The organism is Erythrobacter sp. JB2-19 (assembly GCF_057365005.1).
Genome location: NZ_CP200290.1, coordinates 2,213,969 through 2,240,174, shown reverse-complemented (window position 1 = coordinate 2,240,174; position 26,206 = coordinate 2,213,969). Strand labels below are relative to the sequence as shown.

Below are 26,206 nucleotides of genomic sequence, written 5' to 3'. Positions count from 1 at the left end.
GTGTAAGCGATGCAGATTCATCCTGATATCGCGGCGCTGCGGAGTGACCCCACTCTGCAGCGCCATGCACAAACGCCAATGACGCAGGCGGTGGCAGAATGGCAGTCGAGGAGTGATGTAATCACTCTAGCACAGGAGCTCGCGGCTTATGACGCAGGAGATCACCTCTGCTCGTGCCACACTTTGTCCGGACTGATCGGCAGTCACGAAGTTGCGTCGCGCTTCATCGCCGATTGGTGCGATGCATTGCTGACCCCAATGATGGCTCAGCCCCTTGGCCAAGTGCCGCTGCGACATAATGTCGCGCCAGGCCTAGCGACGCTGCAATTGATGCATACAGGTGGCACGGCGCTCTCTCTGTTTGTCTACAGCGAGCTTGGCTCTGCCGCCGAGCCGCAAAGTGCGGTTTTTGCTGACCGTGAGGCCCATGAGATCGTCTTGGCGGGCAGGGCGCACGGGGTTCAGCATCAGCTTACCGAGTTCCATTCGGGCCGCTCGCGTATCGTTTCTAGCTCTAGAACCTATGAGGCGGGCAATTGCGTGTCGCAGTCAGCAGGTGTGCAAACGCGGGAATTCCTCAAGGTTGAAGGGTCGATGCTGTTGCTGCAGCTGACCCGTGTCCCAGCAAAGCCTGAACCTTCGCGCGAGTATCTGCTGTCTGATGGTACGTTGATCCATCAAGTTAGTGCGAACAAACGCGCCAGCCAGCACTTCATGGCGGTCGATGTATTGGGCGCTATGGAGCGCGGTGATGCGGTGCCAGTGATGCGCGAACTGGCCTTGTCCCTCGGCGATGATGCGGACTTGCGCTGGGAAGCGGTACGCCAGACCTTGGCGCTGGATGCGGCGCAGGGAATGGCCTTGCTTGGCACGCTCTCAGCTCGGCTGGATGATCCGATTGCTCAGCCTGCCGCTTCGCTAATGCAAACCTTGATCGCCGCGAATGCGCGGCTTGCCGATCTGGTGAAAGAGGCCGAACCATGCCCCGTATCATAGAAGTCTCCACGGACACCTCCGCTACCCTTGAGGAGACAATCGAAACGCTTGCCGGAATTGACTTTGACCCCACCTGCGATGAACGGACGCAGCAGGCGGCCAAGTGCCTGCGCGCGCTGACCAACAATCGTACATTTCTGGGCGATATGCTGCTTGATCAGATCAAGCACCGTCACCGCGAAGTCGGCCAAGAGAGCGGTTATGGACCGCAGTCGATTGTGCTGAGCCCGCTGACGGGCAATGCCCTGCTGCGCGCTAATATCTGGCCGGCAGAGGATGATCTGTGTTTCAAGGCGAGCGGGGCCAAGAGCTTCGTCTATGGCATTCCGCACGATCACAATTTCTCGTTTCTCACAAGCGGCTACCTAGGGCCGGGCTATCGCAGCGACTATTACGAATATGATTATGCAGATCACGCGGGCTATCCCGGTGAGCGCGCGAAGCTGACATTTGTTGAGCGCAGCGCTTTGTCTGAAAAGAAGCTGATGCTGCACCGGGCGCATCACGACATCCATAGCCAGCTACCGCCGGAAAGCCTCTCGGTCTCGCTCAATGTTATGCATGTCGACCCGGCTCAGCATTGGTATGATCAATATGGCTTTGACCTTGAAGAAGAACGGATCGAGCGCGTGCTCAGCCCGAATTCGACCGAGGCGTTCTTGCGGATCGCGGTGGCTACTGGCAGCGACAAGGCGCAGGATTATGCCGAGTGGGTGGGACGCCATCACCCGAGCGAACGCCTGCGCCAGGCCAGTTTTGAGGCACGTTGTGTGCGGTTGCCCCAACAGCACGATCGCGATGCTTTGTGGCGAGAAGCGGAAGGGGCGGGTAGCCGGATGCTGACAGCAATCGCACGCGGCAAACGGGAGGAGTTGGCCGCGCGCGCGTGCTAGAGCACCCCGCCTGCGAGCCGGTCGATCGCGCCTTGCAAGATCACGGCGGCGGCGTGGCTATCAATTGCCTCGGCGCGTTTTGCGCGGCTCATATCCTGGCCGATCATCGCCGCCTCTGCGCTTTGTGTGGACCAGCGCTCGTCCCACAGCAGGATCGGCAACTCAAAACTCTCGGCAAGGTTGCGGGCATAGGCACGGCTGCTTTGCGCACGCGGTCCCTCGCTGCCATCCATATTGCGCGGCAAGCCAATAACGATCCCGGCGCTGCTGCGATCCTTGATGACTTTGCGCAGTTCCTCGCGGTCACGGCCAAATTTGCCGCGCGGCAAGGTAGTGTGATTGGTCGCAAACCGCCATCCGCCATCGCAGGTTGCGGTACCGATGGTTTTGGTGCCAAGGTCAAGGCCCAGTAATGCTCCGCCGTCAGGTAGTGCGCTGCGAAATTCGCCAGCGTCTTCGGTGATCAGCGTGCTGTTTGCCATGCCAGAACTCGGCGGGCGATGTCTGCCTGCGTGTTGGCCCAGAACAAGGGGATATCATAGACGTGGTAATTGTTGCCGGGCAGCACGTACGACCCCATTTCTGGCGGATCACCGATCAGCAGTAGACCGCGCTCATCACAGCGCGCAGGAACTGCGCCGGGCACCAGCTCACCGTCGCTGATATCATTGTTGGGCACCAGAGTGCCGAGGTTGGCCTCCATCGCTGCCTCTGCGCCAATCGTCCCGGTCAGTGGGTTGGTGCACAGAATTTTACTATCCCCGCGCAGGGTCCCGTCGAAGCCGGTTGATTTGGCATAGGTTTCCATCACGTCCGACGGGTCGGCCGGTTCGGCAAAGCTAGACCATGATAAAACGCAGCCGGCCTGATCAGCCTTGGTACACGCGGGCATACCAAGGGAGAGCAAATCATGCTTGATCGAGATCGGCCAGCCGACTGCGTAAACAGCGATGATGCGCGGCGCGATCTCTGATCCGCTCACTTCCTCGCGCAGCAGACGCAGCAAATGCAACGAGCCTTGGCTGTGTCCGACAAGGGCGATGGGCGTATCGTCATCGAGTGAGCTGAGGAAATAGCGATAGGCCTCTAGCACGTCGGCATAGGCGGCATCGATGGCCTGTTGCCCTTCGGGTGCATCGGTCAGGAATGCACCCATGGTCGCTTGGCGATAACGCGGCGCCCAGATCTCTGACGCTGCGCTAAAGGGGCTGGCCATACCGCGCACATAGAGGCTTGCAATGCGCTCAGCCTCTTCAGAGCCAATCGGTGCGTTCCAGTTTGCACGCTCGAGATAGCTGGTTGGGTGGATGAAGAAGACCGCGAAATCAGGCAGATCTGACGTCGTGACGTCACTGGGGCGCTGCGCGGGCGCGCGCTCTGCGGTGGTTTCACCCTCGCTTGATGCTGGCGCATAGGCCGGTTGCCAGCGTGCAGGATCGCTAACGCCGATACCCGGGCGCGAATACCACAGCGACGGGTCTTCATAGGCATTGTCAGCCAAGGCCTCTTGTTCGATGAATTCCGTGTCGGGCACCAGGGCAAAGGCTGCCAATTCGCCCTTGAACATTTCCCAGCCGATGCGGCCCACCAAAGCTGCAACAATGCAAAACGCGATGAAATAGAGGAATTTCTTAGCCATGTGCTGGCTCGCCTAGTCGCTGTCTGCTGCGCTGCGTTCGGCAATGGCAGGGCGCAATGTGGTCCAGGCGCGGTCACCGCGCAGCGAGCTCCACCAGCTACCCGGGTTCCAAGTGGTTGAGCCGTCCAGCGAGAAGGTGATGAATTCTGCGCGCCCGCCGATGTTTTCAAGCGGGATCGCGCCGCCAAGGCCGCGTTGCGGGATTGTGGCGCGGCTGTCTGCGGAGTGATCGCGGTTATCGCCCATCACGAACACCGCACCTTCTGGGATCATCAGAGGCCCGAAATTATCGTGCGGCTGGCCTTCTATGTGGTCAATCGTAAGGTACGTCGCGCCATTGGGCAGCGTCTCGCGGTAGGTCGGCGGTTCGTAGAACTGAACGCCGCTGGCTTCGCGAGCCCGGTAAGGCTCGAAGGCGGTTAGGCAAGGGCGATCATCGCAGATCAGCTCTTCCTCAAACGGGATGCGCACCGCTGGTACAACTTCACGTTTGATTGCCTCGCCATTGAGAATGATCACCCCCTCGCGCACTTCAATTGTATCACCAGGCAGGGCAACCACGCGCTTGATGTAGTCCTCGTCGCGCACCGGATGCACTGGGATGACGATATCGCCATATTCTGGCGTGCCGCCGAAGACGCGCCATTCGCCGCGCGGTAGCAGGTGAAAACTCGCCGACGCCCATGACCAGCCATAGGGATATTTGCTCACCACCAACCGGTCGCCAACATGTAGCGTCGGCATCATAGAGGTCGATGGAATATAGAACGGCTTTGCGACCAGACTATGAAACGCCAGCACTGCGAGCAGCATCAGCAGAAGTCCGCGCAGCTCCGCGAACCAATTGACCTTTTCTTCGGCCGTTTCGTCAGTTTTGATGCTGGTGTCTGTCACTGTCGTGGCTTCGGTCATAATGCTCGTTTAGGTCTGGGGAAGGGGCAGCGCTTCGATAATAACGAAGGCCTGCGCCCATGGATGATCGTCGGTTAGGGTTAAATGAACATGCGCCTCATGGCCTTCCGGGACCATTTCCGCAAGACGCTTCGCCGCGCCGCCGGTTAGTGCCAGTGTCGGCGCGCCAGAGGGGGCGTTGACTACGCCGATGTCTTTCATAAAAACGCCGCGCCGAAATCCGGTGCCGACCGCCTTGCTGAAGGCTTCTTTCGCGGCGAATCGTTTTGCATAGGTGCCTGCGATGGTGAAGGGACGGCGCTGAGCTTTGGCCCGCTCTTTTTCAGTGAAGACGCGGTTTTCAAAACGTTCGCCGAAACGGTCGAGCGAATTCTGTATCCGCTCAATGTTACAGAGGTCCGATCCTGTGCCGATGATCATATTGCAACTCCGCTGAAGAACGCCATTGCCAACAGCGCGACTAGGAAACTCGCGCCCCAAAGCAGAGTCGCCTCACGGACCTTGTTCTTGGTCCACAGCACAACGGTCGCAACGAGAAACGCAAGAGTGATCAGGAACGGGCCAAGTACCACTAACATATCGAGCAATGGGATTGGATCGCCGCGGTGAGTCTCTGAACCGAAGGCCATACCGACCAGCGCGATTAAGCCCGTTCCAAGCAAGCACAGCGCATACCAGCAGACCATGATGGCAAGCATCCAACCCGGCTTTTTCTGCTCAGTGCTATCGTCCATATTTCGTTCTCATCCGCCCAAAGCCCGAGTCATAACCATCACCAACAGGCCCAAAGCTGCCGCGTGCAGCATCACCTGAGTCTTGAACAAGGGGTGGGCAAAGTCGCCATCCCCACGTTTTAGCGACCCAACATAGCCAAAAATTTGTAAGGCTACCCAGCCAATCGCAAAAGCGATCAGCACGCCATTCGACAGAGCATATCCCAGAAAGCCGATGCTGAGGATGAACAGGCCTGCTGCGCCAAAGGCCCAGCGTTTTTGCTCAGCGGTTAGGTCGGGGAGCTCCGGGCGGTCGGTATCGGCCACATTAACGTGCCTCGTCCATCAGTTCGCGCATCCTGCGGATCGCTGGCTCTAGGCCTGTGAAGACTGCTTCGCCAATTAGATAATGCCCAATGTTGAGCTCTGCGATCTGAGGAATGGCGGCGATTGGTTGGACATTTTCAAAGGTCAGCCCGTGGCCCGCATGCGGCTCAATCCCGTTCTTCGCGGCCAATGCGGCCATGTCTGAAATGCGTTTCAGCTCGGCTTCGACCTTTGCGTTGTCGCCGTCTAGGAAGGCATGTGCATATTCGCCAGTGTGAAACTCAACGACAGGCACGCCGAGGCGCAAAGACGCATCGAGCTGGCGATCCGTTGCTTCAATGAACAGCGACACGCGAATCCCCGCCGCTCTCAATTCCTCAACAATCGGTGCCAGAGTATTGTGCAATCCGGCAGCGTCCAGGCCGCCCTCTGTTGTGCGTTCCTCGCGCTTTTCCGGGACGATGCAGGCCGCATGCGGTTTATGGCGCAGCGCAATTTCAAGCATTTCCGGGGTCGCAGCCATTTCAAGATTGAGCGGTAGCTCAGTCGCGGTTTGGATCCGGGCCAAGTCTTCATCGCGGATATGACGGCGGTCTTCGCGCAAATGAGCGGTGATCCCATCGCCGCCGACTCTGGCGACAATTTCGGCCGCGCGCACGGGATCAGGGTGGTCGCCGCCGCGCGCATTGCGGATGGTGGCGACGTGATCGATATTAACGCCCAGTCTGAGCTTCGCGGTCATAAGTGGGTGCCTATTCCTTGCGGCTGCCCGGCTTTGTCACCGCGATAGCGGCAAGTTCTGCGGGAACTTCATCATCCGAATATGTGGGGAAATTGATTGCAATCAATGGGTAGAAGGGCACACCCAGATCGACCTCTCCGCCAGAGCGATCAACCAGAGAGCATTCTGCGATAACCTCACCACCCTCACGCGTAACCGCAGCAATCGCTTCGCGGCTGGAAAGACCGGTGGTCACCACATCTTCAACCATCAGCACTTTGGCGCCCGGTTCTAGTGCGAATCCCCGGCGGAAATGAAACTCGCCATCGGGACGCTCAAGAAAAAGCGCGTCTTTTTCCATGTACCGCCCAACTTCATGGCCGATAATAATGCCGCCCATGGCTGGTGAAACGACAGTATCCACAGCCGCGCGGACCTCTCTAGGGATGTTGGTGCACACCGCGCGGGCCAAGCGTCCGGCGCGCTCTGGATTCATAAGGACTCGGGCGCATTGCAGATAATGCGCGCTGTGACGGCCCGAGGATAGCTTGAAATGCCCCTCCAACAAAGCGCCAGAACCACGAAACTCGGCCAGAACTTCTTCTTCAGTCATGCGTAAAAACACTACCTTTTTTACAAACTTGCGCCCCAAACATGGTGGCTTGCATAATTTTCTCCCTAGAAGCGCTTGAGGCAGTGAGCAAGCGCAGCTAAGAGGCACCCAACGTTGGCAGGAGTGTCAGCGCACAAGCTGTCGGCAGTGCCTGTTAAAGGGCGCTGCGTGTCAAGGCAGCATGGGAATAGTAGCGGATAGATTAGACACATGAAACTGGGTCATATTTTCGACCGTGCGTCGCTTGCGATGGTTGCTTTGTTTGCAGCCCTTTCGATTGCACTAATGCCTCAAACGACGGTTGCACAAGAAGCCGATGCCGGCGAAGTTGCTGAGGCAGGCGTCCCGGCAGTGGATGTCAATTCAGCTTACACGCCGATGGCGCCAACCGAAGGCAAGGGTATGCCGACGTCGTATGAAGACGACGCGTGGAAGAGCCTGACCTTCCAGGATCAGTATTCTGCCGACGGCAAATATGCACTGTGGATGCATGATGTGATTTTGATGCCTGTCATCACCATCATCAGCCTGTTTGTGCTTGCGCTGCTTCTTTGGGTTGTGATCCGCTACCGCAAGGCAGCCAACCCGGTCCCCTCAAAAACGACTCATAACACCGCCATCGAAGTGATCTGGACGATTGTGCCGGTCATCATTTTGGTGGTGATCGCGGTGCCATCGATTTCGCTGCTGGCGCGGCAATATGAAACACCGCCAGAAAATGCCGTGACGATCAAGGCGACCGGATATCAGTGGTATTGGGGTTATAACTATCCTGATTACGGCGAGTTTGAGGTCATCTCAAACATGCTAACCGAAGAGCAAGCTGAAGAAAGCGGCGAACCCTTTCAACTGGCCGTTGATAACCGCATGGTTGTGCCAGCCGGCGTTCCGTTGCGAGTGCAAACAACCGCTGCTGACGTGATCCACGCATTTGCCGTGCCGTCGTTGTGGTTCAAAATGGATGCGGTCCCTGGTCGCCTCAATGAAAAATTGCTGACGATTGAGGAGCCTGGCGTGTATTATGGCCAGTGCTCAGAGCTGTGCGGTGCGCGTCATGCTTACATGCCGATCACGGTAGAGGCGCTGCCGATGGAGCAGTTTGAGGCGTGGGTCCGCAGCAAAGGCGGCGAGGTGCCTGGTGATGTTGTTGCTGAGGCACCGGCCGAAGAAGCCGCTGCTGAAGACGCTGCGTCCTAAGAATACGAAGTTAACGAATTAAACAGTCCGAGAGAATTTGAACCATGGCAACCACCGCTGAAGGTTTCGACATTCACACCGATGATCACGCACATGATGCGGATCATAAGCCAGGCTTTTTCAAGCGTTGGTTTATGTCGACCAACCACAAGGATATTGGCACGCTCTATTTGATCTTTGCGATTATCGCAGGGATCGTGGGCGGCGCCATTTCTGGCGTTATGCGGATGGAGCTGGCTGCGCCAGGCATCCAGTATCTTGGCGATGCCGTGGCATTCATGGGCGGTGAGCCGTCCGAGAATGCGAACCTTCATATGTGGAATGTGTTCATAACCGCCCACGGTCTGATCATGGTCTTCTTCATGGTCATGCCAGCGATGATCGGTGGTTTCGGTAACTGGTTCGTGCCGCTGATGATCGGTGCGCCGGATATGGCGTTTCCGCGGATGAATAACATCTCGTTCTGGCTGACGGTTGCTGGTTTCCTGAGCCTCGTCTTCTCGCTGTTTGTTCCGGGCGGAACCGGGCAGGGCGCAGGCGTCGGCTGGACAGTCTATGCGCCGCTCTCGACGACCGGCTCTCAAGGGCCAGCGGTCGATTTCGCGATCTTCTCTTTGCACTTGGCGGGCGCAGGCTCGATCCTTGGTGCGACAAACTTCATCACCACCATTTTCAATATGCGCGCGCCGGGTATGACTCTGCACAAAATGCCGCTGTTCGTATGGTCTGTGCTGGTCACGGCATTCCTGTTGCTGCTCGCGCTTCCAGTGCTGGCTGCGGCGATCACCATGCTGCTGACTGATCGTAACTTTGGCACGACATTCTTTGATCCAGCGGGCGGCGGGGACCCTGTTCTCTATCAGCACCTGTTCTGGTTCTTCGGTCACCCAGAGGTTTACATCATGATCCTGCCGGGCTTCGGCATGATCTCTCAGATCGTTGCAACCTTCAGCCGCAAGCCTGTGTTCGGCTACCTCGGCATGGCCTATGCCATGGTCGCAATTGGTGTCGTCGGCTTCATCGTGTGGGCGCACCACATGTACACAGTCGGCCTCGACGTAAACACGAAGATGTACTTTACCGCGGCCACCATGGTGATCGCAGTGCCGACCGGCGTGAAGATCTTCAGCTGGATTGCCACAATGTGGGGCGGCAGCCTGGAGTTCAAATCACCAATGGTCTGGGCAATGGGCTTTATCTTCCTGTTCACCGTTGGCGGTGTGACGGGCGTTGTGCTGGCCAATGGCGGCATCGATGATAACCTACATGACACTTACTATGTGGTTGCTCACTTTCACTACGTTCTGTCGATGGGCGCAGTGTTCTCGCTATTCGCGGGCTTCTACTATTGGTTCCCGAAGATGAGCGGCCGGATGCATTCGGAGCTGCTTTCACACCTGCACTTCTGGGGCTTCTTCATTGGTGTGAACGTGATCTTCTTCCCGCAGCACTTCCTGGGGATGCAGGGCATGCCGCGCCGCTATCCTGACTATGTGGAAGCCTACACCTACTGGAACGAAGTCTCGACCTTGGGTTACGCCATCATGGCGGCGTCGATGCTGCTGTTCTTCGCGAACCTCGTCTATGCTTTCACGGCAGGCAAGAAGGTCGGCAACAACCCATGGGGCGAGGGTGCGACAACGCTCGAATGGACGTTGTCCAGCCCGCCGCCGTTCCACCAGTTTGAAACGTTGCCAGTGATTGAGGATCATCACGATTATCACGATCACATGCCGCGCGAAGACAAGCCAGCAACAGCTTAAGGCTGGCTATTTGACGGCGCGCAGTTCTTCGGGGCGCGCCGCTGGAAAGACAAGGGAAACGGGAAGGGGCGCGCCATGACGGTGCGCTTCTTTCAAAATTAAGAGAGCCGCGAACAGCGATCTGTTTTTGATATGAGTGCAAGCGCAAACAGCTCTGTGGGTACAGGTGTCGACGAGGCTGCGGTCATGCCCGCTGCTGCGCGCCCTATGCCGACTGATTGGCGCGACTTCTTTGCGCTTACCAAACCGCGCGTGCTCACTCTGGTTATCTTCACGGGTATCTGCGGGCTTCTTGCCGCGCCGGGAACGATCCACCCTGTTCTTGGCTTCACTGCTATCCTCGCGATTGCGATGGGGGCTGGCGGTTCTGCTGCGATCAACCACTGGTGGGAAGCGGACATTGATGCCGGGATGAAGCGTACGGCCAATCGTCCTCTGCCCAGCGGGCGGATGCGGCGTGATGATGCGCGCGATTTTGGCATTTTCCTGTCACTTGTCGCGATTGGCTTAATGGGCGTTGCCATTGGCTGGCTGGCGGCGGCAATCCTTACCGTGGCGGTCGTCTATTACGCGGTGATTTACACCATGTGGCTGAAGCCGCGCACTCCGCAAAATATCGTTATTGGCGGCGGTGCCGGCGCGTTCCCACCTATGATTGGCTGGGTTGCGGTAACCGGTGAGATCACCATGATGCCGGTGCTGCTGTTCGCGATCATCTTCTTTTGGACGCCGCCGCACTTCTGGGCGCTCGCGCTGTTCATGAAGTCGGACTATGCCAAGGTTGGCATTCCGATGTTGCCCGTGGTTGCTGGCGAGCAGGCTACTCGTCGTCAGATCCTGATCTACACCATCGTGCTGACCCCAATCGTGATTGCGCCTTGGCTGATCGGCGGGACGGACGCGATTTACGGTGTTACCTCGGTTGTGCTTTCCGCGATCTTCTTCGCCTATGCCTGGAAGGTGGGTACGCGCACCAAGAGCGACAATGATGACATGGTGCCAGAAAAGCGCCTGTTTAAGTTCAGCATCCTCTATCTCTTCGTGCTGTTCGGCGCGTTGGTGGCCGACCGTGTTGCGGCCGCGCAAGGCTTTGCCGGTTTGGGGTGGTTCGCATGACCCCTGATGAAGAAGCCGAAACCAAACGCCGCCAGAAGGCCCGCAATTGGGTTGTCGGCGGCACTCTGCTGTTTTTCGTTGTTCTGTTTTACGCGATTACGATCGCTCGTATTGGAGGACAGGCTGGATGAGTGCAGCCGCAAACCCATCGGTTGAACGCGAGAATATTCGCGTTGGTATCTTTGCCTTCGCAGGCGCGCTGGCCATGCTCGGTCTCGGCTATGCGGCGGTCCCACTGTATGATCTGTTTTGCCGGGTCACTGGTTTTGGCGGCACAACGCAAGTTGCCACCTTCGCTGAGGCTGACAAAGCCGCAGCGCTGGCCAGCACTCGGACCATGTCGATCCGCTTTGATGGCTCGACAGCGCGCGACGTCCCATGGGAATTCCGCCCGTCACAGGCGACCGATGAGGTTCAAATCGGCGTGCGCGACATGGCGACCTATGTGGCCAAGAACACCAGCCGCGTGCCGATCACGGGCATGGCGACATTCAACGTGGAGCCTTCGCAGGCGGGCAAGTACTTTCATAAGATTCAGTGCTTCTGCTTCACCCAGCAAACTTTGCAGCCGGGTGAGGAAGTGCACATGCCTGTGCTCTATTACGTCGATCCAGCGATGCTCGAAGACGAGTTTATGGCCGATGTTGAGCAGATCACCTTGAGCTACACTTTCCACCGCGCAAGCGAGCCTGTAAAAACAGCAGCGAGCGGTTCACTAGACCAAGCGAGCGAAGACTCGTAAACGTACAAACCTAGCATTTTAAGACGGGATTTTTTCCATGGCTGGCAACGTCAACCACGACTATCACATTCTGGAACCGGATATTTGGCCACTGATTGGCTCTATGTCGGCGCTCGCATTCACCTCGGGAATGATCCTGTGGCTCAACCCTGATGTGTTCGGAAATTCAGGCTGGGTCGTTATGGGCCTCGGTCTTGCTGGCCTGCTCGCCACGTTCTTCATGTGGTTCAAGAATGTCGTAGGCGAGGCCGAGCGCGGCGATCACACACCCGTGGTTCAACTGCACATGCGCTACGGAATGATCCTGTTCATCGCCTCTGAGGTGATGTTCTTTGTCGGTTGGTTCTGGAGCTTCTTTGACTTTGCGCTGTTCCCAGAGCCGCTCGTTGTCACCGCGGCAGGCACTGCGGAGCAAATTACCGAAAACCTCTTCCTCACTGATAATACAGCGACAGGTAGCGCGCTCGTGCCAGAGGGCATGGAAGTGCTCGATGCGTTCTCGCTGCCGCTGCTGAATACGCTGATCCTGTTGTGCTCAGGCACCACGGTTACCTGGGCGCATCACTCGCTGATCCACGGCGATCGCGAAGGTCTGAAACATGGCCTTTGGGCGACCATCGCGCTCGGCGTGCTGTTCAGCGGAATTCAGGCTTATGAGTACAGCATCGCTCCGTTCAACTTCGGCCAGAACACGTATAGCTCCGCCTTTTACATGGCGACCGGCTTTCACGGGTTCCACGTTCTGATTGGTACGATTTTCCTCGGGGTATGCCTCTATCGGACATACATCGGCCACTTCACCTCGCGCCAGCACTTCGGTTTTGAAGCGGCGGCTTGGTATTGGCATTTTGTCGATGTCGTGTGGCTGTTCCTGTTCATCGCCGTTTACATCTGGGGCGGTTGGGGCGCACCGGTCCACTGATGCAATCAGGCAAAAAACTGCCGAATGAAAAGGGGCAGCACGGCACACCAGTTACTTGGCGCCGGGCTGCCCTTTTCGGTTTGTGCCCAAGGTGCGGCGAGCGGACACTGTTCGAAACGCCTGCGCAATTCGCGATGCGATGCACATCATGCGATTTGCCTTTCGCTGAGCTAGAGCGCGGCGGACGTATAGCCGGGTTCATTACCATGGTGATCGCGGTGGTCCTGATCATGATTGCGGTTGGGATTGAAAGCGCCTTTCGCCCGCCGCTGCTGCTGCAGTTCGCCGTGTGGGCGCCGCTCACCGTGATTGTTGTGATCGGCACATTGCGAGTGCTTAAGGTGCTTCCCGCATTGGAAGTCTATGAAGAGCGCTATAGCGCAGACGGTAAGCGACGGGATGGGGCAGAATGACACTTCGTGACCTCCCCATCATTCCCACGGTGCTGGTGCTTGCTGCCGCGGCGACGATGGTTGCGCTGGGCTTCTGGCAATTGGACCGGATGGACGAGAAGGCTGATCTGATCGCGCGTTACGAAGCTGCGCTTACGACGAGTGATCCGGTTGCGTTTCCCGGAATCCTGAGGGCGTGGAAGACGGCGCCTATGATCCAGACACATTGTTCCGTGTTGCGGCCTTCGACTGTGCGGAAGTGACCGAGGCCACGTCGATTTCGGGTAAAAGCGAGCGCGGGCAAAGTGGCTATGCTCATATCGCGACATGCCAAACAGGTTTTGGCCCGACGGAGGTGAAGCTTGGATATTCGCGCAATCCCAACACGCCGGAATGGGGCGGCGGCGCAGTCACCGGGCGGATTGCGCCCGGTGGCCAGTTTGGCGCTAGGCTGCAATTGGATGAGCCGGTTGCTGGCTTAGAGCCGCTCGCCAAGCCTGATCCAAAGGACTTGCCCAACAATCATCTCGCCTATGCGGGGCAGTGGTTCTTCTTCGCTTTGACCGCTCTGGTGATCTATTGGTTTGCGCTTAAGAGCCGCGTTAGAAGGCGCGACTAGCGATAGAGATTGCTGCTGATGTCGATACGATGTTCGAGCCACGATTTCATCGATAGCAGCATGATCGTCCACCCTTCGCAATTGGTGTATGAGCCGCGCAGACCGCCAGTGCGTTTCGGGCCAGCCCTCTTCTATGATTTCTAACAAGGTTCGGCCGTCGTCGGTCGCCTTAAACAGCATGGTGACGGTGGTCGTATAGTCGGCAACGATCATTTCGGTCCCGATCTTGCCGTCCTTCCCCTCATAGCCGTTCCATTCGAAGACGATCTTTTCGTTGGGTATCAGTTCTACGACTTTAACTGGGAATTCGCCCGGCTCTTCGGCAAAACTCCAAAGAACTGTCGCGCCTTCCTCCAGCCTACCCTTTGCACCGCCCGTGGTGAAGAATTCGGTCAAGCTGGCTGGATCAACTATTGCCTCGAACACCTCGTCGATGGGTTTGGCAATTCGGCCAGCGACCCGAAAGTTGATCTCCATCACGAATCTCTCCTTGAATGAACATACATTATGTTATAAAAGTATAACATGTCAATAGATATGAACCCAGTCTTCAAAGCGCTCGCCAATCCAATCCGAAGAGAGATTTGTGATGAGCTAAAGTTGCGGCCACTTACTACCAAGCAGCTTTGCGAGTGCTTCCCTGCGCTCAATCGCTGCACAGTGATGCAGCATTTGCGGGTTCTTGAAGGCGCGGGACTGCTCGTATCTGTCCGCAAGGGGAGAGAACGCTTCAACTATCTCGATGCGATGCCAATCCAATCTATTCACGAACGATGGATCGGTCCGCACGCAGCTCGCGCTGCTTCGATGTTATCGGCGATGAAAACGGAGCTTGAGCATTCAAAGGAAGTCGAGGCGTGAAGTAAGGGAAGCTTTCTTGCCTCTGCTAGCTGACGCCGCTAACCGCGTCAGCACCATGCAATATGTATCGACCAGAGGCAGCGCACCCGCGCTCGATTTCGAAGGTGTCACTTTGGCGGGGCTCGCCAAGGACGGCGGACTGTATCTGCCCACCGAATGGCCGCGTTTCAGCGAAGCCGAAATTGCCGAAATGGCTGGGCTGTCCTATCCAGAGCTCGCAACTCGCGTGATGATGCCGTTCGTCGGTGACAGCCTGAATGAAGAGGAGCTGCGCAGCTTGTGCGAGCAGGCCTATGGTAGGTTTGCCCATGACGCGGTGACGCCGCTGGTCCAGCTGAATCAGAGGCAATGGCTGCTCGAATTGTTCCACGGACCCACGCTGGCATTCAAAGATGTTGCGCTGCAATTGCTGGGCCTGCTGTTTGAGACCTTCCTGGGCCGCTCGGGTAAACGCTTGACCATCGTTGGCGCGACCAGCGGCGATACAGGATCGGCCGCGATTGATGCGGTTGCTGGGCGCGAGGGCGTGGAGATTTTCATGCTCCACCCAAAGGGCCGGGTCAGCGAAGTGCAGCGCCGCCAGATGACGACAGTGCGCGCTCCCAATGTTCACAATATCGCGATTGAGGGCAGCTTTGATGATGCTCAGGCGATGGTGAAGCGCATGTTCGTGGACGAGGCGCTGACCAGCCGGATGCAGATCGGCGCGGTCAATTCGATCAACTGGGCGCGGCTGATGGCTCAGGTGGTGTACTATTTCGCCGCCGGACTTCAGCTAGGCGCGCCGCGGCGGGCCGCCGCCTACAGTGTGCCGACCGGCAATTTCGGCGATGTGTTTGCAGGCTATGTGGCGCACAAGATGGGTCTGCCGATCAAGCAGCTGATCGTGGCGACCAATGTGAATGATATTCTTCACCGGGCCCTGACCAGCGGGGATTATTCAGCAGGCACCGTCACGCCGACCGCCACCCCGTCGATGGATATTCAGGTCAGTTCGAACTTTGAACGGCTGCTGTTTGATTGCGGAGGACGCGATGGCGAGGCCTTGGCGGAGCAAATGCGCGGGTTTGAAGGCGCGCGTTCGATGCAACTAACCAATGCTCAGCGAGAGGGCGCAAGCGGGCTGTTCGTGAGCGCACGCGCCGATAGCGATGAGATGGCGCAGGCTCTGCGCTGGGCGCATGAGCGCGCTGGGCAAGTGCTGGATCCGCATACAGCGATTGGACTGCATGCTGCGCGCATAAGCGATCTTGATCCGTCGGTTCCGATCGTCACCCTGGCGACAGCCCATCCGGCGAAATTCAGCGATGCGGTGGAGCGCGCCACGGGAATGCGTCCTGCGCTGCCCGCGCGCGTCGGCGACCTGTTCTCCCGCGAGGAACATTATACAGAGCTGCCCGGTGATTATGAGGCGGTGCGCGATTTCGTTTCAGAGACTGCTGCGACCGACTGATGGCGCAGCTGGCCCGTGATCCGCTGGTGATGGAATGCGCCGGGTGGGACGCTTACCGCCTGCTCGACAGCGGGGATGGGCGCAAGTTTGAGGCATTCGGCCCGCATTCGTTCATTCGCCCAGAACCGCAGGCCATGTGGCGCCCGCGGATGAGTGAATGGGATGCCGACGGCGAATTTGTGCCTGGCTCGGACGAGGATGGCGGCGGCCGCTGGAGTTTCGCCCGCGAAGTGCCCGAGGATGGCTGGGAGCTTGGTTGGAATGAAGCGCGCTTTACCGCTCGCCCGACCCCGTTTCGCCATTTGCAGTTCTTCCCCGACATGGCCCCAGTGTGGGAATGGATGCGCGGAATGCTCGGTGAACAGACAGAGGCGGAGACGCTCAATCTGTTTGGCTACACCGGCGTGGGCAGCCTCGCTCTGAGCCAGCACGGCCGGGTGACGCATGTTGATGCCTCGAAGAAATCGGTCGCTCAGGCGCGCGAGAACGCTGCGCTTTCTGGCATGGAAGAGCGTCCAATCCGCTGGCTGGTTGATGATGCGGCGAAATTTGCCGCACGTGAGGTTCGACGTGAGAAGCGCTATGACGGGATCATTCTCGACCCACCCAAGTTCGGACGCGGCCCAAAAAGTGAAACCTGGCGTCTGGAAGAGAACCTCCCCGGTCTGATCAGCGATTGCGCGAAGTTGCTCGATAACAACAGCCGCTTTCTGTTTCTGACCGTCTATGCTGTACGGATGAGCAGTCTGGCGATTGCAGGCCTGCTCGAAGAGGCGACACGCGATCTGCCCGGCACTATCGAATATGGTGATCTGGCCGTACGTGAAGAAGGCGACAATCCGCGCCTTCTTCCCACCGCGATTTTTGCCCGGTGGCGGAATGATGGCTAAGTCGCGCGGTGATATGAACGATTCGCTGATCCTGGAAGTCGCCGATCTGGAGACAGATGTCCTCACCGGAATCTATTCCGAAGAGACCGGCAAGCCGCAGCCGCTGCGCATTACTATCAATGCACGCTATGATGTCGCCGATCATTACGATGCCGACACGCCGCTTGAGGCGAGCAAGAACTATATGGATTTGAAGCATGCGGCAGGGGAAGGCCTGCCCGCTGGCGTGCATTTCAAACTGATTGAAGCGGTTGCCGATCATATCTGCGAGACCTTGTTTGTGCAGGACGTGCGTGTGCAGGCCGTCACGGTGAAGATCGTGAAGCTCGCCATTGCAGAGGCGAATGAGAAAATCGGTATCACCTTGCACCGCGAACGCGCCGCTTGGGAAAGCCGCAAGGCATGAGCGATGCGGGCATTCAGGCGGTTCAGCACATCGCAGAACTGCCTGATAGCGCTTTGGATGCGAGCGCTTATGTCCTGAATGAGCAGTTGGATGCTGTGCGCGCAGTTCTGAGCGAAGATGGCATCAGTGCGCTGGCAATTGTCTTGCCCGGTGCAGGCCCCGAGCATTCCGACTGGCGGTTGGCATTTGCGCGGGACTTGGCCCGCGAATTTGCACCACAGCGAGTGAACGTGGTTGCGCGCGGCCACGAGGCGGCGACGCAGGCCTTGCTCGTCTATTTAGAGGGTGCACCTGGTGTAACGGGGCACTATCTTCAGGCCCATGACTGAGATTTCCGCTTCGAATCGCGCGCGGGCTCGCGATGTATTGGCGCTGGGTTCGTCTGCGCCACTGGTCGATGCATTCCAACGGCGGATCACCTATCTACGCCTGTCTGTGACGGATCGCTGCGATTTGCGCTGTTCCTATTGCATGCCAGAGCAGATGAAATTCCTGCCGCGCCGCGAAGTGCTGACGTTAGAAGAGCTCTATCAGCTAAGCACAGGCTTTATCGAACGCGGCGTGACGAAGCTGAGGATTACCGGCGGTGAGCCATTGGTGCGCCGCGATATCATTGACCTGTTCAGCGCGCTTGGAAAGCGGATCGGCAGTGGGCTCGAAGAACTGACCCTGACGACCAACGCGACGCAGCTTGGGCGTCATGCAGAAGGACTGGCGAAAGCCGGGGTCAAAAGGGTCAATGTCTCGCTCGACACATTGGACCGAGCTCGGTTTGCTGAGCTGACCCGGCGCGATGCTTTGCCGGAGGTGCTGGAGGGAATTGCTGCTGCCAAAGAAGCGGGGCTGAAGGTTAAGCTGAACGCGGTGGCGCTGAAAGGCATCAATGAGGGCGAGCTGCCTGATCTCATCGCCTGGGCGCATGGTGAGGGCCATGATGTGACGCTGATCGAGGTGATGCCGCTTGGCGATGTCGAAGAAGACCGGATCGATCATTATCTGCCGCTAACTGAGGTCCGAGCGGAGCTGGAGCGGCGCTGGACATTGGCCGATAACAGCCATTCCACAGGCGGTCCGGCGCGCTATGTCGATATAGCGGAAACGGGCGGCAGGCTGGGTCTGATCACCCCGCTAACCAACAATTTCTGCGCTGGATGCAACCGCTTGCGTGTGACCGCCACGGGCCAGCTTTACCCCTGCCTTGGTGGCGGCGAACGGATCGATTTGCGCGCGGCGCTGCGGTCAGATGACCCGGCATCAAATCTGGAGCGTGCGCTGGGCGAGGCGATGGCGATCAAACCGGAAAAGCATCACTTTCGGATTGATAGGCGCGGGGCAGAGCCGCATCTGGCCCGCCACATGTCGATGACCGGAGGTTGAGCATGACGGTGCGAATTGTGTTCCTGGGGCCTTTGCGCGATCTCGCAGGCGCAGACAGCCGCGAAGTGCCAGCGCCGCTCGGTTGGGCGGGTCTGCTTGACGCGGTCGGGCCAGAGGTCGCCGAGCAATTGAATGAGCAGCGCGTCAATGTTGCCTGCGCGGGAAAGGTGCTGGGCGACAAAACCGCGTTGAATGCACAAGACGGCGATGAGGTTGCGCTGCTGCCGCCTGTTTCTGGCGGGTAGGGCGCGGTGAAAGACATTCGTCTCCTCAACTCACCGTTCATTCCCGGTGTTCTGATCGGACCATTCACCAATGCCCACCCAGGTCTCGGCGGTGTTTGTACCTTTGTCGGTGAAGTGCGCAGCGAGGCTGATGTCGAACTGCTGGAGCTGTCGCATTACGAGCCGCTGACATTACCAAGCATGGAAGAATTGGCCGAACAGGCCATCGCGCGCTTCGATCTGATGGGCATGCTGATGGTGCACCGGGTCGGCCAGATGCATCCGGGTGAACCGATCGTATGTGTCTCCGCCGCGGCAAAGCACCGGCGCGGGGCAATTGATGCGGTCGATTTTGCGATGGACCATCTGAAGAGCGCGGCCTGGTTTTGGAAGCGCGAGAAGCGAAACGGCGAATGGCATTGGATTGAGCCGCGCGCGGATGATTACGCAGATCTCGCGCGCTGGTCCGACTGATTTCTTCGTAAAAAATTTCGCGGTTTGATCCAGATCAAAGTCGCGAGGAGGCTATCGGGATAATTCCCTTCTCAAGGAAGGAGAATACCCATGAGCAAACATATTCAAGAACAAATCGAGGCTGGCAACGCGGCCATTGTTGAGGGACCCGAGCAGGAGCGGGCGCAAGTCCGCCACCAAGTTGAGGTTGATCGCAGCTTCGAGCTGCCCGTCAGTCTGCATATTGCGACCGTCGCCTGTTACTTGGCCTTTATCGCAATCACTTTCGCTGCATTCAGCACACCGGGACTGGTCATCCCGATGGCCATCTTCACCGTCTTTATCTTCGGTATGTTCGGCGTGCCTGCGATTTGGACGCGGCTCTCGCCGGATAACCCCTCCAAACCAATGGATATGGGCAAGTTTGCCCGCGAAGGGATCATGACCAATACAGGCCGTCTCGCCCCGCGCGACGCCGCCATTCAAGTTCTAATTCTGCCGGTTCTCATCGTGCTTTGGGGCCTCGCGGCGGTGACCATAGCTGCGCTGGTATTTTAACCAACCTTCCTTGCGGAGAGGGCCTGCAGGTGCGCGGGGTCGACCAGTTCGATCCCGCGTTTGCCTGTGCGCCGGATCGCTCCGGCCTTTTCCAACTCGCTGAATTTGCGGCTGACGGTTTCAATGGTCAGGCCTAGCATATTGGCGATTTCCCCGCGAGTTAGCGGCAGATCGAAATGGTCCGCCGGATGGCAAGGGGATTGGCTGGCCGCCTGCGCAAAATCATGCAGCAGACAGGCAAGTCTTGCCTCTGCGCTGGCATGAGCGGTTAGCTCAAGCAGGCTGCGGGTAGAATGTAGGTCTTCCTGTGATCTGCGCAGCAAAGCTTTGGTCAGAGCCGGATATTCATCAATTGCGCGATTGATATCGAGCTTTGCAAAGGTGCACAGCTTGCTCTCGGTCAAGGCAACCACATCGTGATGGGCAAAGGGGGAAAACAGTTCTCCGACAAAGCCCGATGGATGGACCAGCGCGAGGATTTGCTCATTGCCGTCCATATCAACGGCGGACACCTTGAGTGCGCCAGAGACGAGCGTTGCGCAGGCAACATCCTCATCGCCGGCAGCGAACAGCATTTCTCCACGTTTGAGCACCCGTGTGCGCCCCGCGGCGGCCAGAGCATCACGTTCCTCTTCGCTTAAGACAGAGCAGGCTGCGCTATCCCTGACCGGGCAGGATGCGCAGGCCAGTTTCATTGCGGGATAAGCGTGCTGAGCTCGCCCAGAATTCTGTCCTGAGCATCCACCTGCGCCGCTATGCGCCCACGCAGCTCGGCGATTTCCTGGTTCACGGTAAATTCGCTGGAGGTCTGGGCATAGATCAAATCAATGTCCGCCAGCGCAATGGCCGACGCGCTGCGTTTGGAGGTTAGGTCAGCCAAAGCGACCTGAGCCGCCGACCATTGGTTGCTCGATTGCGAAGCGCCTCTTGCTGACCTCAAGGAGGTCTCAGCGGATGGTAGCGCAGATTGAAACGCTGCATAGGCTGCGTCCGCGCGTGCTTTGATTGCAGGCAAACCAGCCATAATGGCGGGGTCCGCAACTGGCGCCGGGTCTGTAGTGGGGGCCGGTTGAAAACTACCAGCGAATCGCTCTGCATCGCGCACCGCCAGCGATGGATATTTGTCTCCGCCGCCTGCGCAAGCGGACAAAGACGCAGCAAACACTGCGGCGATCCCAAATAGTTGAGCGCGTTCTTTCACCTTGGCAACTCTCGTCAATTTTACGTCATGTCCCGGCATTGCGCGGGTTTTACCATGCATTTGGGTTTGCGCCAGCGCCAGTCTGGCAAAAAACAACTCTCTCATTGCCGGTTCTTGCGTTGACTTGGTGGCATCGATCCCTTAACGGCGTGCCTCTTTCCAGCGCTGCAAAATTGCGGCGCGGTATTTTGCGTCTTGTCTGTGTGTGTATTCGCATGGGTTAAGGCACAGCTTTAGATCGAGAGTAACAAGCCATGTTCGCAGTAGTGCGCACGGGCGGCAAGCAATATCGGGTTGCCGCCGGAGACAAGATTGCCGTTGAGAAGCTCGCTGGTGAAGCCGGCGACACCGTTACGCTGGGCGACGTCCTGCTGGCGGGTGAAGGCGAGACAATCGCTGACGCGTCGAAGGTCACCGTTTCAGCGGAGATCATCGCACAAGCCAAGAGTGAGAAGGTCGTCGTTTTCAAAAAGCGTCGCCGTCACAACTATCGCCGCAAGGCTGGCCATCGTCAGCAAATGACGCTGCTGCGCATCACGGATGTGGGCGCGGGCGCTGCGAAGAAGGCACCGGCTAAGAAGGCTGCTGCTGCAAAGGCAGACGCTAAGCCAGCGGCTGAAAAGAAAGCGGCTCCTGCAAAGAAGCCAGCAGCTGAGAAGAAGGCTCCGGCCAAGAAAGCAGCCGCGCCAAAGAAGGCCGCAGCTGCTAAGAAGCCAGCCGCGAAAAAAGCTCCTGCGAAGAAGGCACCGGCTAAGAAAGCCGCGCCTAAAGCTGACAAGAAGTAAGGAACACACACCATGGCACATAAAAAAGCAGGTGGTTCATCCCGTAACGGTCGCGACTCAGCGGGTCGCCGCCTTGGCGTGAAAAAGTACGGCGGCCAGGACGTGGTTGGCGGCAACATTATTGTGCGTCAGCGCGGTACGAAGTTCTATCCGGGCACCAATGTCGGCATGGGCAAGGATCACACCCTGTTCGCGACAGAAAATGGTGTGGTGCGATTCCACAAGGGTAAACTCGGCCGCAAATACGTGTCTGTCGACATGCTAGCGGAAGCAGCTGAATAACCGGACGGTTCAAAAACAGGATCGTCCCACGGGGCGGTCCCAGCCGATGACACAATCGGCGATGTAGAGGGAGAAGGACCACCCCAGTTTGGGGGAGCCATCTCCCTCTTCTCGTTTCTCCCTCACAAACACGCGGAAGATGAATTCCGCGGCCACGAAACTGTCATGTCCGGTCCATAATGGGGCGGCGCAGGGCAGGACGGATTGAGAGGAGAGACCTCATGTTCCATCGCAGCCAAAGATTGCTGTTGAGACCGATCTGGCCAGAGGATTGGCAAGGTGTCTTTGCCGGCATTGCCGACGAGGGGGTTGTTCGCAATTTGGCGCGCGCTCCCTGGCCCTATGAGGAAAAGGACGCGCGCGAATTTGCGAAGCTTCCGATCAGTCCGCTTTATCCGCGTTTCCTGATTACTAGGGCTCGCGATGCAGTGGTTGTCGGGTGCATCGGGATTGACGTGATGGATGCTGGCAAGTCAGGTGAACATGTTGAGCTTGGCTATTGGATTGCACGGCCGTTTTGGGGGCAAGGCATCGCCACCGAAGCAGGACGCGCCATGCTCGAGGTCGCAGCCTCTTTGGGGCATAAGTCGCTGGTTGCCTCACACTTTCTCGACAATCCAGCCTCTGGCGCTGTTTTGCGCAAGATAGGCTTTCAGCCCACTGGCCAAGTATCGACCCGGCATTCGTGCGGACGCGGAGAAGCAGCAAAGGTGGCGGAATATGCGCTGGAGTTGGACGAAGAGCCGTCGATGATTAGCGAGGCGGCTTAGGTCATAAGCCGCACGTTCGAGGCCCTGCAATCGAGCGCTGTTGGCCGTACTGAGCAAACAAAACCCCGGCACCCATTACAGGTGTCGGGGTTTTTGTATCCGATAGGCTTGACGCTGAAGAGCTCTAGCTATTCGCTGAGCAATCCTATTCGGCGGGCATAACCGCATCAGCGTACGGGCTTTCCCATTTCTGGATCAGCTCGCGGTCATCGTGATCCCACGGGTGGAAGCTGGGTTTCAAAATTGCCGCCCATTCGGTGAACATCCGCCGCATCATGCCGGGCTTCCACCACAGGAATGCATAGAGTTTCCATTTCGCTTGCCGCCTGGTGTATCCGTCTTGTTCAAGCAGACCGATCGCGTCGCGAATTCGGTTTCCGAAATACTTTTTGGTGATCAGAGCAGCGATCAGAGCGCGGGTCTTATACCGTTTCCAGGCGCTCCAGTCCTTCGTTACATGTTCCCAGACATCGTAGACGAGGCCCTTGTGCTCAATCTCTTCGGTCGCATGCCAGCGCCAAACCTCTGCGGCGACCGGATCGGCACCTTCAAGGTATTCTGGATGTTGCAGCAAATGGCGGCTGATGATCGCGGCAAAATGCTCCAGCGCGATGGTGATCGCGAGGTTGAACTCCTTTGGTCGTCCAGCGGTCAGCTCGAGCATGGCCTGAATGCCCTGATCGATGCTTTCGACGTTATAGCCGTGGTCGGAAACCAGCCGATTGAAGGCAACGTGTTCACGCGTGTGATTGATTTCCTGCGTTGAAAAGGCCTTCACCTCGCGCGCCAGCTTCTCTGGGATTTCGTCACGGAATAGGCGCAGGGTGTCGATAAAGAAGGCCTCACCGCGCGGCAGACTGGCCGAAACCGAATTGTACCAAGCCGTTGCAACCGGATCGCCGGAATGCCAATGACGCGGAACCATTGCCTTGCGATCAAACCGCTCATTGCGAATGATCAGCTCATGCTCTGCTGGCGTGGCGCTGGCGCGGGCAATGCCAACGTCCTTAGCGGGCTTGTCGATCGGCTCCGCGCGCTCTAGGTCAATTTTTGAATGTTCGGTCATAATTTAAGAAACTATTAGGGCTTTCCCTTAATGACAAGTCGCAAGCGCTTAACGCCTGAAGAGTCGCGAAGTTCCGCCTTAGAAGCGGCACGCGGCTTACTTATTGAAACAGGGCCGCAATCCGTCACTTTGAAGGCGGTTGCTGCACGTATTGGCCGCACCCACGCAAATCTACTGCACCATTTTGGGTCAGCTTCTGGTCTACAAAAGGCGTTGGCAGAGCATCTTGCGCGCACTGTTTGTGAGACAATTATCGAGGCAGTGCGTGCGAGTCGCGCTGGACTCGGCTCCGCACGTGAGGTGGTGGATCTGGCCTTTGATGCGTTTGACCGCGAAGGCGCGGGCGCGCTCACGAGCTGGATGCTGCTGACAGGCAATGAGGACGCGCTTCATCCCATTATTGAGACAATTCATGAGCTTGTTGATGAAATCGCGCCTGAAGAGGCCGATCATCAGAGCAATGATATGCGGGTGCACCGCGATACGCTTAGCCTGGTTTTGCTGGCGCTTGGCGATGCGCTGATCGGCGGGGCATTGGCGAAATCGCTCAGCCTGCCGCGTGATGCCGCGCGGGCACGGGCGCAGGACATGCTTGAGGCCTCGCTGGCCGAATATCAGTAGGGTTATTCGCTGAGCGCGCCGCGTTGCCAATCGGGCAGGGCATTTGCATCCAAATCCGCCACGCGCAGGTGATCGATGGCGAAACCAAGCTCAGCATGCGCTGTCCGGCGGCGCTTTTCCTGTGACTGATCAAGCGGCACAACAACCAGCCGCCTGTTAACCTTTTGCCGCCAATTCATACGGGCGGTGTTTTCCTGCCCGATGTAGCAACCCTTCTCAAAACTCACCCCGTTTAGCTCGACGGCGTTCGCCTCTAGCCACAGAATATCGCCCATTTCTGCATGGCCCTCCGGCACGCCGCAGGACAGGCGGTGGGCGAGATAGGCGGCGTCAGCGGGCTCGTCGCTGTCTCCTGCTGGCGCGAGCCAACGCTGGCCAAGCTCCGGAAGGCGCGGGTCAGGCACGCCCTGATTGCCCGTAGCGCTCCAGTGCACCGACAGGTTTTCATCGCGCGCAATGTCGATCTTGCGACGCAGGCGGTAGAGGCTGAGGCGTTTGGTGAGTTCATCGGCGGCATCCGCCTCGCAATCGAGTAGCAGCGCGCCGTCTTCACCTGGCCAGACGAAAAAGTCGAACATGGTCTTGCCCTGCGCCGACAGCAAAGCGGCATAGGTGGGCAGATCGCCGCTTACATCGTTCGTCACCAAGCCTTGCAGAAACTCGGCGACGTCCTCTCCAGCCTCGGTTGCGGCGAGACGAACAATCGCGCGGTAGTTAAGGCGGGTTGCGGTCATGATGCAGGGACTTTCTCGGCGAGCCGATTGGCAATAGCAGAAGCGATGCGCGGACCCAGCTCAGGCCCTTGCACAGGATAGAGATAGGGTTCGATCATCTCCGCTTCCATAAGCAAGAGTTGGCCGCGTTCGCCGCGCACCATATCAATGCGGGCATAGAGCGGGGGTGAAAAGGGCAGGGCGGCGATGATCTTCTGCGCCTGAGCTGCCTCGTCATCGCTTGGGCTGTGGTGGCTTTCCGTCCCGCCATAGAGCGACTGGATCCGGTATTCGCCCTCGGCCGCTTTCTTGCACAGAGCGTGGCTCAATTCGCCCTGGATGAAGATGAAGGAAAACTCGCCCTCGCTTTGAATTGTGGGCAGGAATGGCTGCAACATCGCTTTGTGGCCGAAACACCAGCTCGCATCGGGCATTTGATCGCGGACGAACATCTCCTGGCCTTCTGCCCCGGCGCCGATCTGCCGTTTCACGACGAGCCTCTCGCAGCCGAAGGCCTCCATTGCCGCCATGACGTCATCGCCGCTCACATCGTCCAGCCAGATGGTGGGAATGGTCGCCGCGCCCTTGTCTGCGAGCTCGCGCAAATAGGTCTTGCGCGCATTCCAGCGCACGATCTCAGCCGAGTTGCACAGCTGGACGCCGCGCGCTTCGAGCGCGTCGAGCTTGGCAATGAACTCCCTTGGCTTGTCCTGATAATTCCAACTGGAGCCGAGTAGCGCGAGCGATACGCCGTCGAATTCAGCTAGGCCCGCTTCCCAATCCACAATGCGCATTTCAAGCCCATGATCAGCAAGCGCCTGTGAGATCGCATCGGTCATCAGATCGGATTCGTAGGCGTCACCCCGGCGCTCTCCCCTACCTGACATAGTGGTCTTGCACGCAAGGAATGCAATTGTGGGTGCGGAACCAGTCATACCGTGCCCCTAGTTGAGCGAAAGCGGGGTGGAAAGAGCCTGAATG

Annotated in this window: 37 protein-coding genes and 1 pseudogene; 24 read left to right on the top strand and 14 right to left on the bottom strand. The window is 58.1% G+C overall.

All coding sequences use genetic code 11. The annotated features are described in order from the left end of the window. Window positions 1-9: 9 nt before the first annotated feature. Both AC0V6O_RS10800 and AC0V6O_RS10795 read left to right on the top strand, forming a co-directional pair. Window positions 10-996, top strand: coding sequence for a hypothetical protein (locus AC0V6O_RS10800; protein ID WP_486143914.1), 987 nt, complete (start codon window positions 10-12; stop codon window positions 994-996). Next, on the top strand, window positions 981-1,889 hold the full coding sequence (locus tag AC0V6O_RS10795) for a transposase (protein ID WP_486143912.1): 909 nt from the start codon (window positions 981-983) through the stop codon (window positions 1,887-1,889). The genes AC0V6O_RS10800 and AC0V6O_RS10795 overlap by 16 nt, the downstream gene beginning before the upstream one ends. Here the strand turns inward: AC0V6O_RS10795 and ruvX are convergent. From ruvX to pyrE, 8 genes are read right to left on the bottom strand one after another with little or no spacing between them, the layout of a single operon-like run. Continuing rightward, on the bottom strand, window positions 1,886-2,371 hold the full coding sequence (gene ruvX, locus AC0V6O_RS10790; RefSeq protein WP_486143910.1) for a Holliday junction resolvase RuvX: 486 nt from the start codon (window positions 2,369-2,371) through the stop codon (window positions 1,886-1,888). The genes AC0V6O_RS10795 and ruvX overlap by 4 nt on opposite strands. Continuing rightward, window positions 2,353-3,528 (bottom strand): DUF3089 domain-containing protein, encoded by a 1,176-nt coding sequence (locus tag AC0V6O_RS10785; protein WP_486143908.1) that lies wholly within the window; start codon window positions 3,526-3,528, stop codon window positions 2,353-2,355. The genes ruvX and AC0V6O_RS10785 overlap by 19 nt, the downstream gene beginning before the upstream one ends. 12 nt (window positions 3,529-3,540) lie before the next feature. Beyond that, a complete protein-coding gene (lepB, locus tag AC0V6O_RS10780; RefSeq protein WP_486143906.1) occupies window positions 3,541-4,440 on the bottom strand; it encodes a signal peptidase I in 900 nt (299 codons plus the stop codon). A gap of 9 nt (window positions 4,441-4,449) precedes the next feature. After that, window positions 4,450-4,860 carry a holo-ACP synthase gene (gene acpS, locus AC0V6O_RS10775; RefSeq protein ID WP_486143904.1) on the bottom strand — a complete coding sequence of 137 codons (411 nt, stop codon included), beginning with the start codon at window positions 4,858-4,860 and terminating at the stop codon, window positions 4,450-4,452. Then, a complete protein-coding gene (locus tag AC0V6O_RS10770) occupies window positions 4,857-5,174 on the bottom strand; it encodes a hypothetical protein (RefSeq protein ID WP_486143902.1) in 318 nt (105 codons plus the stop codon). The genes acpS and AC0V6O_RS10770 overlap by 4 nt, the downstream gene beginning before the upstream one ends. A gap of 9 nt (window positions 5,175-5,183) precedes the next feature. After that, the gene (locus AC0V6O_RS10765; protein WP_486143900.1) at window positions 5,184-5,480 is read right to left on the bottom strand and encodes a pyridoxal phosphate biosynthetic protein; all 297 of its coding nucleotides are present in this window, start codon (window positions 5,478-5,480) and stop codon (window positions 5,184-5,186) included. Between the two features lies 1 nt (window position 5,481). Beyond that, window positions 5,482-6,222: a pyridoxine 5'-phosphate synthase gene (locus tag AC0V6O_RS10760; protein WP_472639269.1), complete on the bottom strand. Its 741-nt coding sequence runs from the start codon at window positions 6,220-6,222 to the stop codon at window positions 5,482-5,484. Window positions 6,223-6,232: 10 nt separating this feature from the next. Beyond that, complete coding sequence (pyrE, locus tag AC0V6O_RS10755) at window positions 6,233-6,814, bottom strand: orotate phosphoribosyltransferase (RefSeq protein WP_486143898.1); 582 nt, start codon at window positions 6,812-6,814, stop codon at window positions 6,233-6,235. Window positions 6,815-7,024: 210 nt separating this feature from the next. Here pyrE and coxB point away from each other — a divergent pair, with 210 nt between their 5' ends. The 9 genes and pseudogenes from coxB to AC0V6O_RS10710 all read left to right on the top strand — a co-directional run. Next, entirely contained in the window at window positions 7,025-8,011 is a 987-nt protein-coding gene (gene coxB / locus AC0V6O_RS10750; RefSeq protein WP_486143896.1) for a cytochrome c oxidase subunit II, read from the top strand. A 44-nt stretch (window positions 8,012-8,055) separates the two neighbouring features. Then, on the top strand, window positions 8,056-9,774 hold the full coding sequence (ctaD, locus tag AC0V6O_RS10745; protein WP_472639266.1) for a cytochrome c oxidase subunit I: 1,719 nt from the start codon (window positions 8,056-8,058) through the stop codon (window positions 9,772-9,774). A gap of 186 nt (window positions 9,775-9,960) precedes the next feature. Then, the gene (locus AC0V6O_RS10740) at window positions 9,961-10,890 is read left to right on the top strand and encodes a heme o synthase (protein WP_486145595.1); all 930 of its coding nucleotides are present in this window, start codon (window positions 9,961-9,963) and stop codon (window positions 10,888-10,890) included. After that, on the top strand, window positions 10,887-11,021 hold the full coding sequence (locus tag AC0V6O_RS10735; protein ID WP_472639265.1) for a hypothetical protein: 135 nt from the start codon (window positions 10,887-10,889) through the stop codon (window positions 11,019-11,021). The genes AC0V6O_RS10740 and AC0V6O_RS10735 overlap by 4 nt, the downstream gene beginning before the upstream one ends. Continuing rightward, window positions 11,018-11,632, top strand: coding sequence for a cytochrome c oxidase assembly protein (locus AC0V6O_RS10730; protein WP_486143894.1), 615 nt, complete (start codon window positions 11,018-11,020; stop codon window positions 11,630-11,632). The genes AC0V6O_RS10735 and AC0V6O_RS10730 overlap by 4 nt, the downstream gene beginning before the upstream one ends. A 37-nt stretch (window positions 11,633-11,669) precedes the next feature. After that, the gene (locus AC0V6O_RS10725; RefSeq protein ID WP_486143892.1) at window positions 11,670-12,554 is read left to right on the top strand and encodes a cytochrome c oxidase subunit 3; all 885 of its coding nucleotides are present in this window, start codon (window positions 11,670-11,672) and stop codon (window positions 12,552-12,554) included. Further along, on the top strand, window positions 12,554-12,967 hold the full coding sequence (locus AC0V6O_RS10720; protein ID WP_486143890.1) for a DUF983 domain-containing protein: 414 nt from the start codon (window positions 12,554-12,556) through the stop codon (window positions 12,965-12,967). The genes AC0V6O_RS10725 and AC0V6O_RS10720 overlap by 1 nt, the downstream gene beginning before the upstream one ends. Further along, window positions 12,964-13,209, top strand: a complete 246-nt coding sequence (locus AC0V6O_RS10715) for an SURF1 family cytochrome oxidase biogenesis protein (RefSeq protein ID WP_486143888.1) — start codon at window positions 12,964-12,966, stop codon at window positions 13,207-13,209. Before AC0V6O_RS10720 ends, AC0V6O_RS10715 begins: the two co-directional genes overlap by 4 nt. Next, window positions 13,143-13,472: pseudogene (locus tag AC0V6O_RS10710) on the top strand (SURF1 family protein); the annotation flags it as partial. The gene AC0V6O_RS10715 and the pseudogene AC0V6O_RS10710, both read left to right, overlap by 67 nt. On the opposite strand, the gene AC0V6O_RS10705 reads toward AC0V6O_RS10710, so the two are convergent. Further along, window positions 13,425-14,042 carry an SRPBCC domain-containing protein gene (locus AC0V6O_RS10705; RefSeq protein WP_486145593.1) on the bottom strand — a complete coding sequence of 206 codons (618 nt, stop codon included), beginning with the start codon at window positions 14,040-14,042 and terminating at the stop codon, window positions 13,425-13,427. The pseudogene AC0V6O_RS10710 and the gene AC0V6O_RS10705 sit on opposite strands and share 48 nt — an antisense overlap. A gap of 48 nt (window positions 14,043-14,090) precedes the next feature. On the opposite strand from AC0V6O_RS10705, the gene AC0V6O_RS10700 reads away from it, so the two are divergent. From AC0V6O_RS10700 to AC0V6O_RS10660, 9 genes are all read left to right on the top strand, one after another. Next, window positions 14,091-14,426 carry an ArsR/SmtB family transcription factor gene (locus AC0V6O_RS10700; protein ID WP_486143886.1) on the top strand — a complete coding sequence of 112 codons (336 nt, stop codon included), beginning with the start codon at window positions 14,091-14,093 and terminating at the stop codon, window positions 14,424-14,426. A gap of 55 nt (window positions 14,427-14,481) precedes the next feature. Then, complete coding sequence (gene thrC, locus AC0V6O_RS10695) at window positions 14,482-15,879, top strand: threonine synthase (protein WP_486145591.1); 1,398 nt, start codon at window positions 14,482-14,484, stop codon at window positions 15,877-15,879. Further along, complete coding sequence (locus AC0V6O_RS10690) at window positions 15,879-16,769, top strand: RsmD family RNA methyltransferase (RefSeq protein WP_486143884.1); 891 nt, start codon at window positions 15,879-15,881, stop codon at window positions 16,767-16,769. Before thrC ends, AC0V6O_RS10690 begins: the two co-directional genes overlap by 1 nt. A gap of 13 nt (window positions 16,770-16,782) precedes the next feature. Beyond that, window positions 16,783-17,175, top strand: coding sequence for a dihydroneopterin aldolase (locus AC0V6O_RS10685; protein ID WP_486145589.1), 393 nt, complete (start codon window positions 16,783-16,785; stop codon window positions 17,173-17,175). Further along, window positions 17,172-17,504 (top strand): Rossmann fold domain-containing protein, encoded by a 333-nt coding sequence (locus AC0V6O_RS10680; RefSeq protein ID WP_486143882.1) that lies wholly within the window; start codon window positions 17,172-17,174, stop codon window positions 17,502-17,504. The genes AC0V6O_RS10685 and AC0V6O_RS10680 overlap by 4 nt, the downstream gene beginning before the upstream one ends. Beyond that, window positions 17,497-18,552 carry a GTP 3',8-cyclase MoaA gene (gene moaA / locus AC0V6O_RS10675; RefSeq protein WP_486143880.1) on the top strand — a complete coding sequence of 352 codons (1,056 nt, stop codon included), beginning with the start codon at window positions 17,497-17,499 and terminating at the stop codon, window positions 18,550-18,552. The genes AC0V6O_RS10680 and moaA overlap by 8 nt, the downstream gene beginning before the upstream one ends. Before the next feature lie 2 nt (window positions 18,553-18,554). Further along, window positions 18,555-18,797: a MoaD/ThiS family protein gene (locus AC0V6O_RS10670; protein ID WP_486143878.1), complete on the top strand. Its 243-nt coding sequence runs from the start codon at window positions 18,555-18,557 to the stop codon at window positions 18,795-18,797. A 6-nt stretch (window positions 18,798-18,803) separates the two neighbouring features. Then, the gene (locus AC0V6O_RS10665) at window positions 18,804-19,250 is read left to right on the top strand and encodes a molybdenum cofactor biosynthesis protein MoaE (protein ID WP_486143876.1); all 447 of its coding nucleotides are present in this window, start codon (window positions 18,804-18,806) and stop codon (window positions 19,248-19,250) included. Window positions 19,251-19,340: 90 nt separating this feature from the next. After that, window positions 19,341-19,787 carry a hypothetical protein gene (locus AC0V6O_RS10660; RefSeq protein WP_486143874.1) on the top strand — a complete coding sequence of 149 codons (447 nt, stop codon included), beginning with the start codon at window positions 19,341-19,343 and terminating at the stop codon, window positions 19,785-19,787. Here the strand turns inward: AC0V6O_RS10660 and AC0V6O_RS10655 are convergent. Both AC0V6O_RS10655 and AC0V6O_RS10650 read right to left on the bottom strand, forming a co-directional pair. Continuing rightward, window positions 19,784-20,482: a Crp/Fnr family transcriptional regulator gene (locus tag AC0V6O_RS10655; RefSeq protein WP_486143872.1), complete on the bottom strand. Its 699-nt coding sequence runs from the start codon at window positions 20,480-20,482 to the stop codon at window positions 19,784-19,786. The genes AC0V6O_RS10660 and AC0V6O_RS10655 overlap by 4 nt on opposite strands. Next, window positions 20,479-21,093 (bottom strand): hypothetical protein, encoded by a 615-nt coding sequence (locus AC0V6O_RS10650; protein ID WP_486143870.1) that lies wholly within the window; start codon window positions 21,091-21,093, stop codon window positions 20,479-20,481. The genes AC0V6O_RS10655 and AC0V6O_RS10650 overlap by 4 nt, the downstream gene beginning before the upstream one ends. Before the next feature lie 149 nt (window positions 21,094-21,242). On the opposite strand from AC0V6O_RS10650, the gene rplU reads away from it, so the two are divergent. From rplU to AC0V6O_RS10635, 3 genes are all read left to right on the top strand, one after another. Then, window positions 21,243-21,773, top strand: a complete 531-nt coding sequence (gene rplU, locus AC0V6O_RS10645; RefSeq protein ID WP_486143868.1) for a 50S ribosomal protein L21 — start codon at window positions 21,243-21,245, stop codon at window positions 21,771-21,773. A 12-nt stretch (window positions 21,774-21,785) separates the two neighbouring features. Further along, entirely contained in the window at window positions 21,786-22,055 is a 270-nt protein-coding gene (gene rpmA / locus AC0V6O_RS10640) for a 50S ribosomal protein L27 (RefSeq protein ID WP_472639251.1), read from the top strand. A gap of 221 nt (window positions 22,056-22,276) precedes the next feature. Continuing rightward, on the top strand, window positions 22,277-22,825 hold the full coding sequence (locus AC0V6O_RS10635) for a GNAT family N-acetyltransferase (protein WP_486143866.1): 549 nt from the start codon (window positions 22,277-22,279) through the stop codon (window positions 22,823-22,825). Window positions 22,826-22,970: 145 nt separating this feature from the next. Here the strand turns inward: AC0V6O_RS10635 and AC0V6O_RS10630 are convergent, their stop codons facing one another. Further along, entirely contained in the window at window positions 22,971-23,891 is a 921-nt protein-coding gene (locus tag AC0V6O_RS10630; RefSeq protein WP_486143864.1) for a metal-dependent hydrolase, read from the bottom strand. A 30-nt stretch (window positions 23,892-23,921) separates the two neighbouring features. On the opposite strand from AC0V6O_RS10630, the gene AC0V6O_RS10625 reads away from it, so the two are divergent. Then, on the top strand, window positions 23,922-24,512 hold the full coding sequence (locus AC0V6O_RS10625) for a TetR/AcrR family transcriptional regulator (protein WP_472639248.1): 591 nt from the start codon (window positions 23,922-23,924) through the stop codon (window positions 24,510-24,512). Between the two features lie 2 nt (window positions 24,513-24,514). On the opposite strand, the gene ygfZ is transcribed toward AC0V6O_RS10625, so the two are convergent. Then, window positions 24,515-25,246 carry a CAF17-like 4Fe-4S cluster assembly/insertion protein YgfZ gene (gene ygfZ / locus AC0V6O_RS10620; protein ID WP_486143862.1) on the bottom strand — a complete coding sequence of 244 codons (732 nt, stop codon included), beginning with the start codon at window positions 25,244-25,246 and terminating at the stop codon, window positions 24,515-24,517. Continuing rightward, window positions 25,243-26,160, bottom strand: coding sequence for an ATP-grasp domain-containing protein (locus tag AC0V6O_RS10615; RefSeq protein ID WP_486143859.1), 918 nt, complete (start codon window positions 26,158-26,160; stop codon window positions 25,243-25,245). The genes ygfZ and AC0V6O_RS10615 overlap by 4 nt, the downstream gene beginning before the upstream one ends. Window positions 26,161-26,206 lie beyond the last annotated feature (46 nt).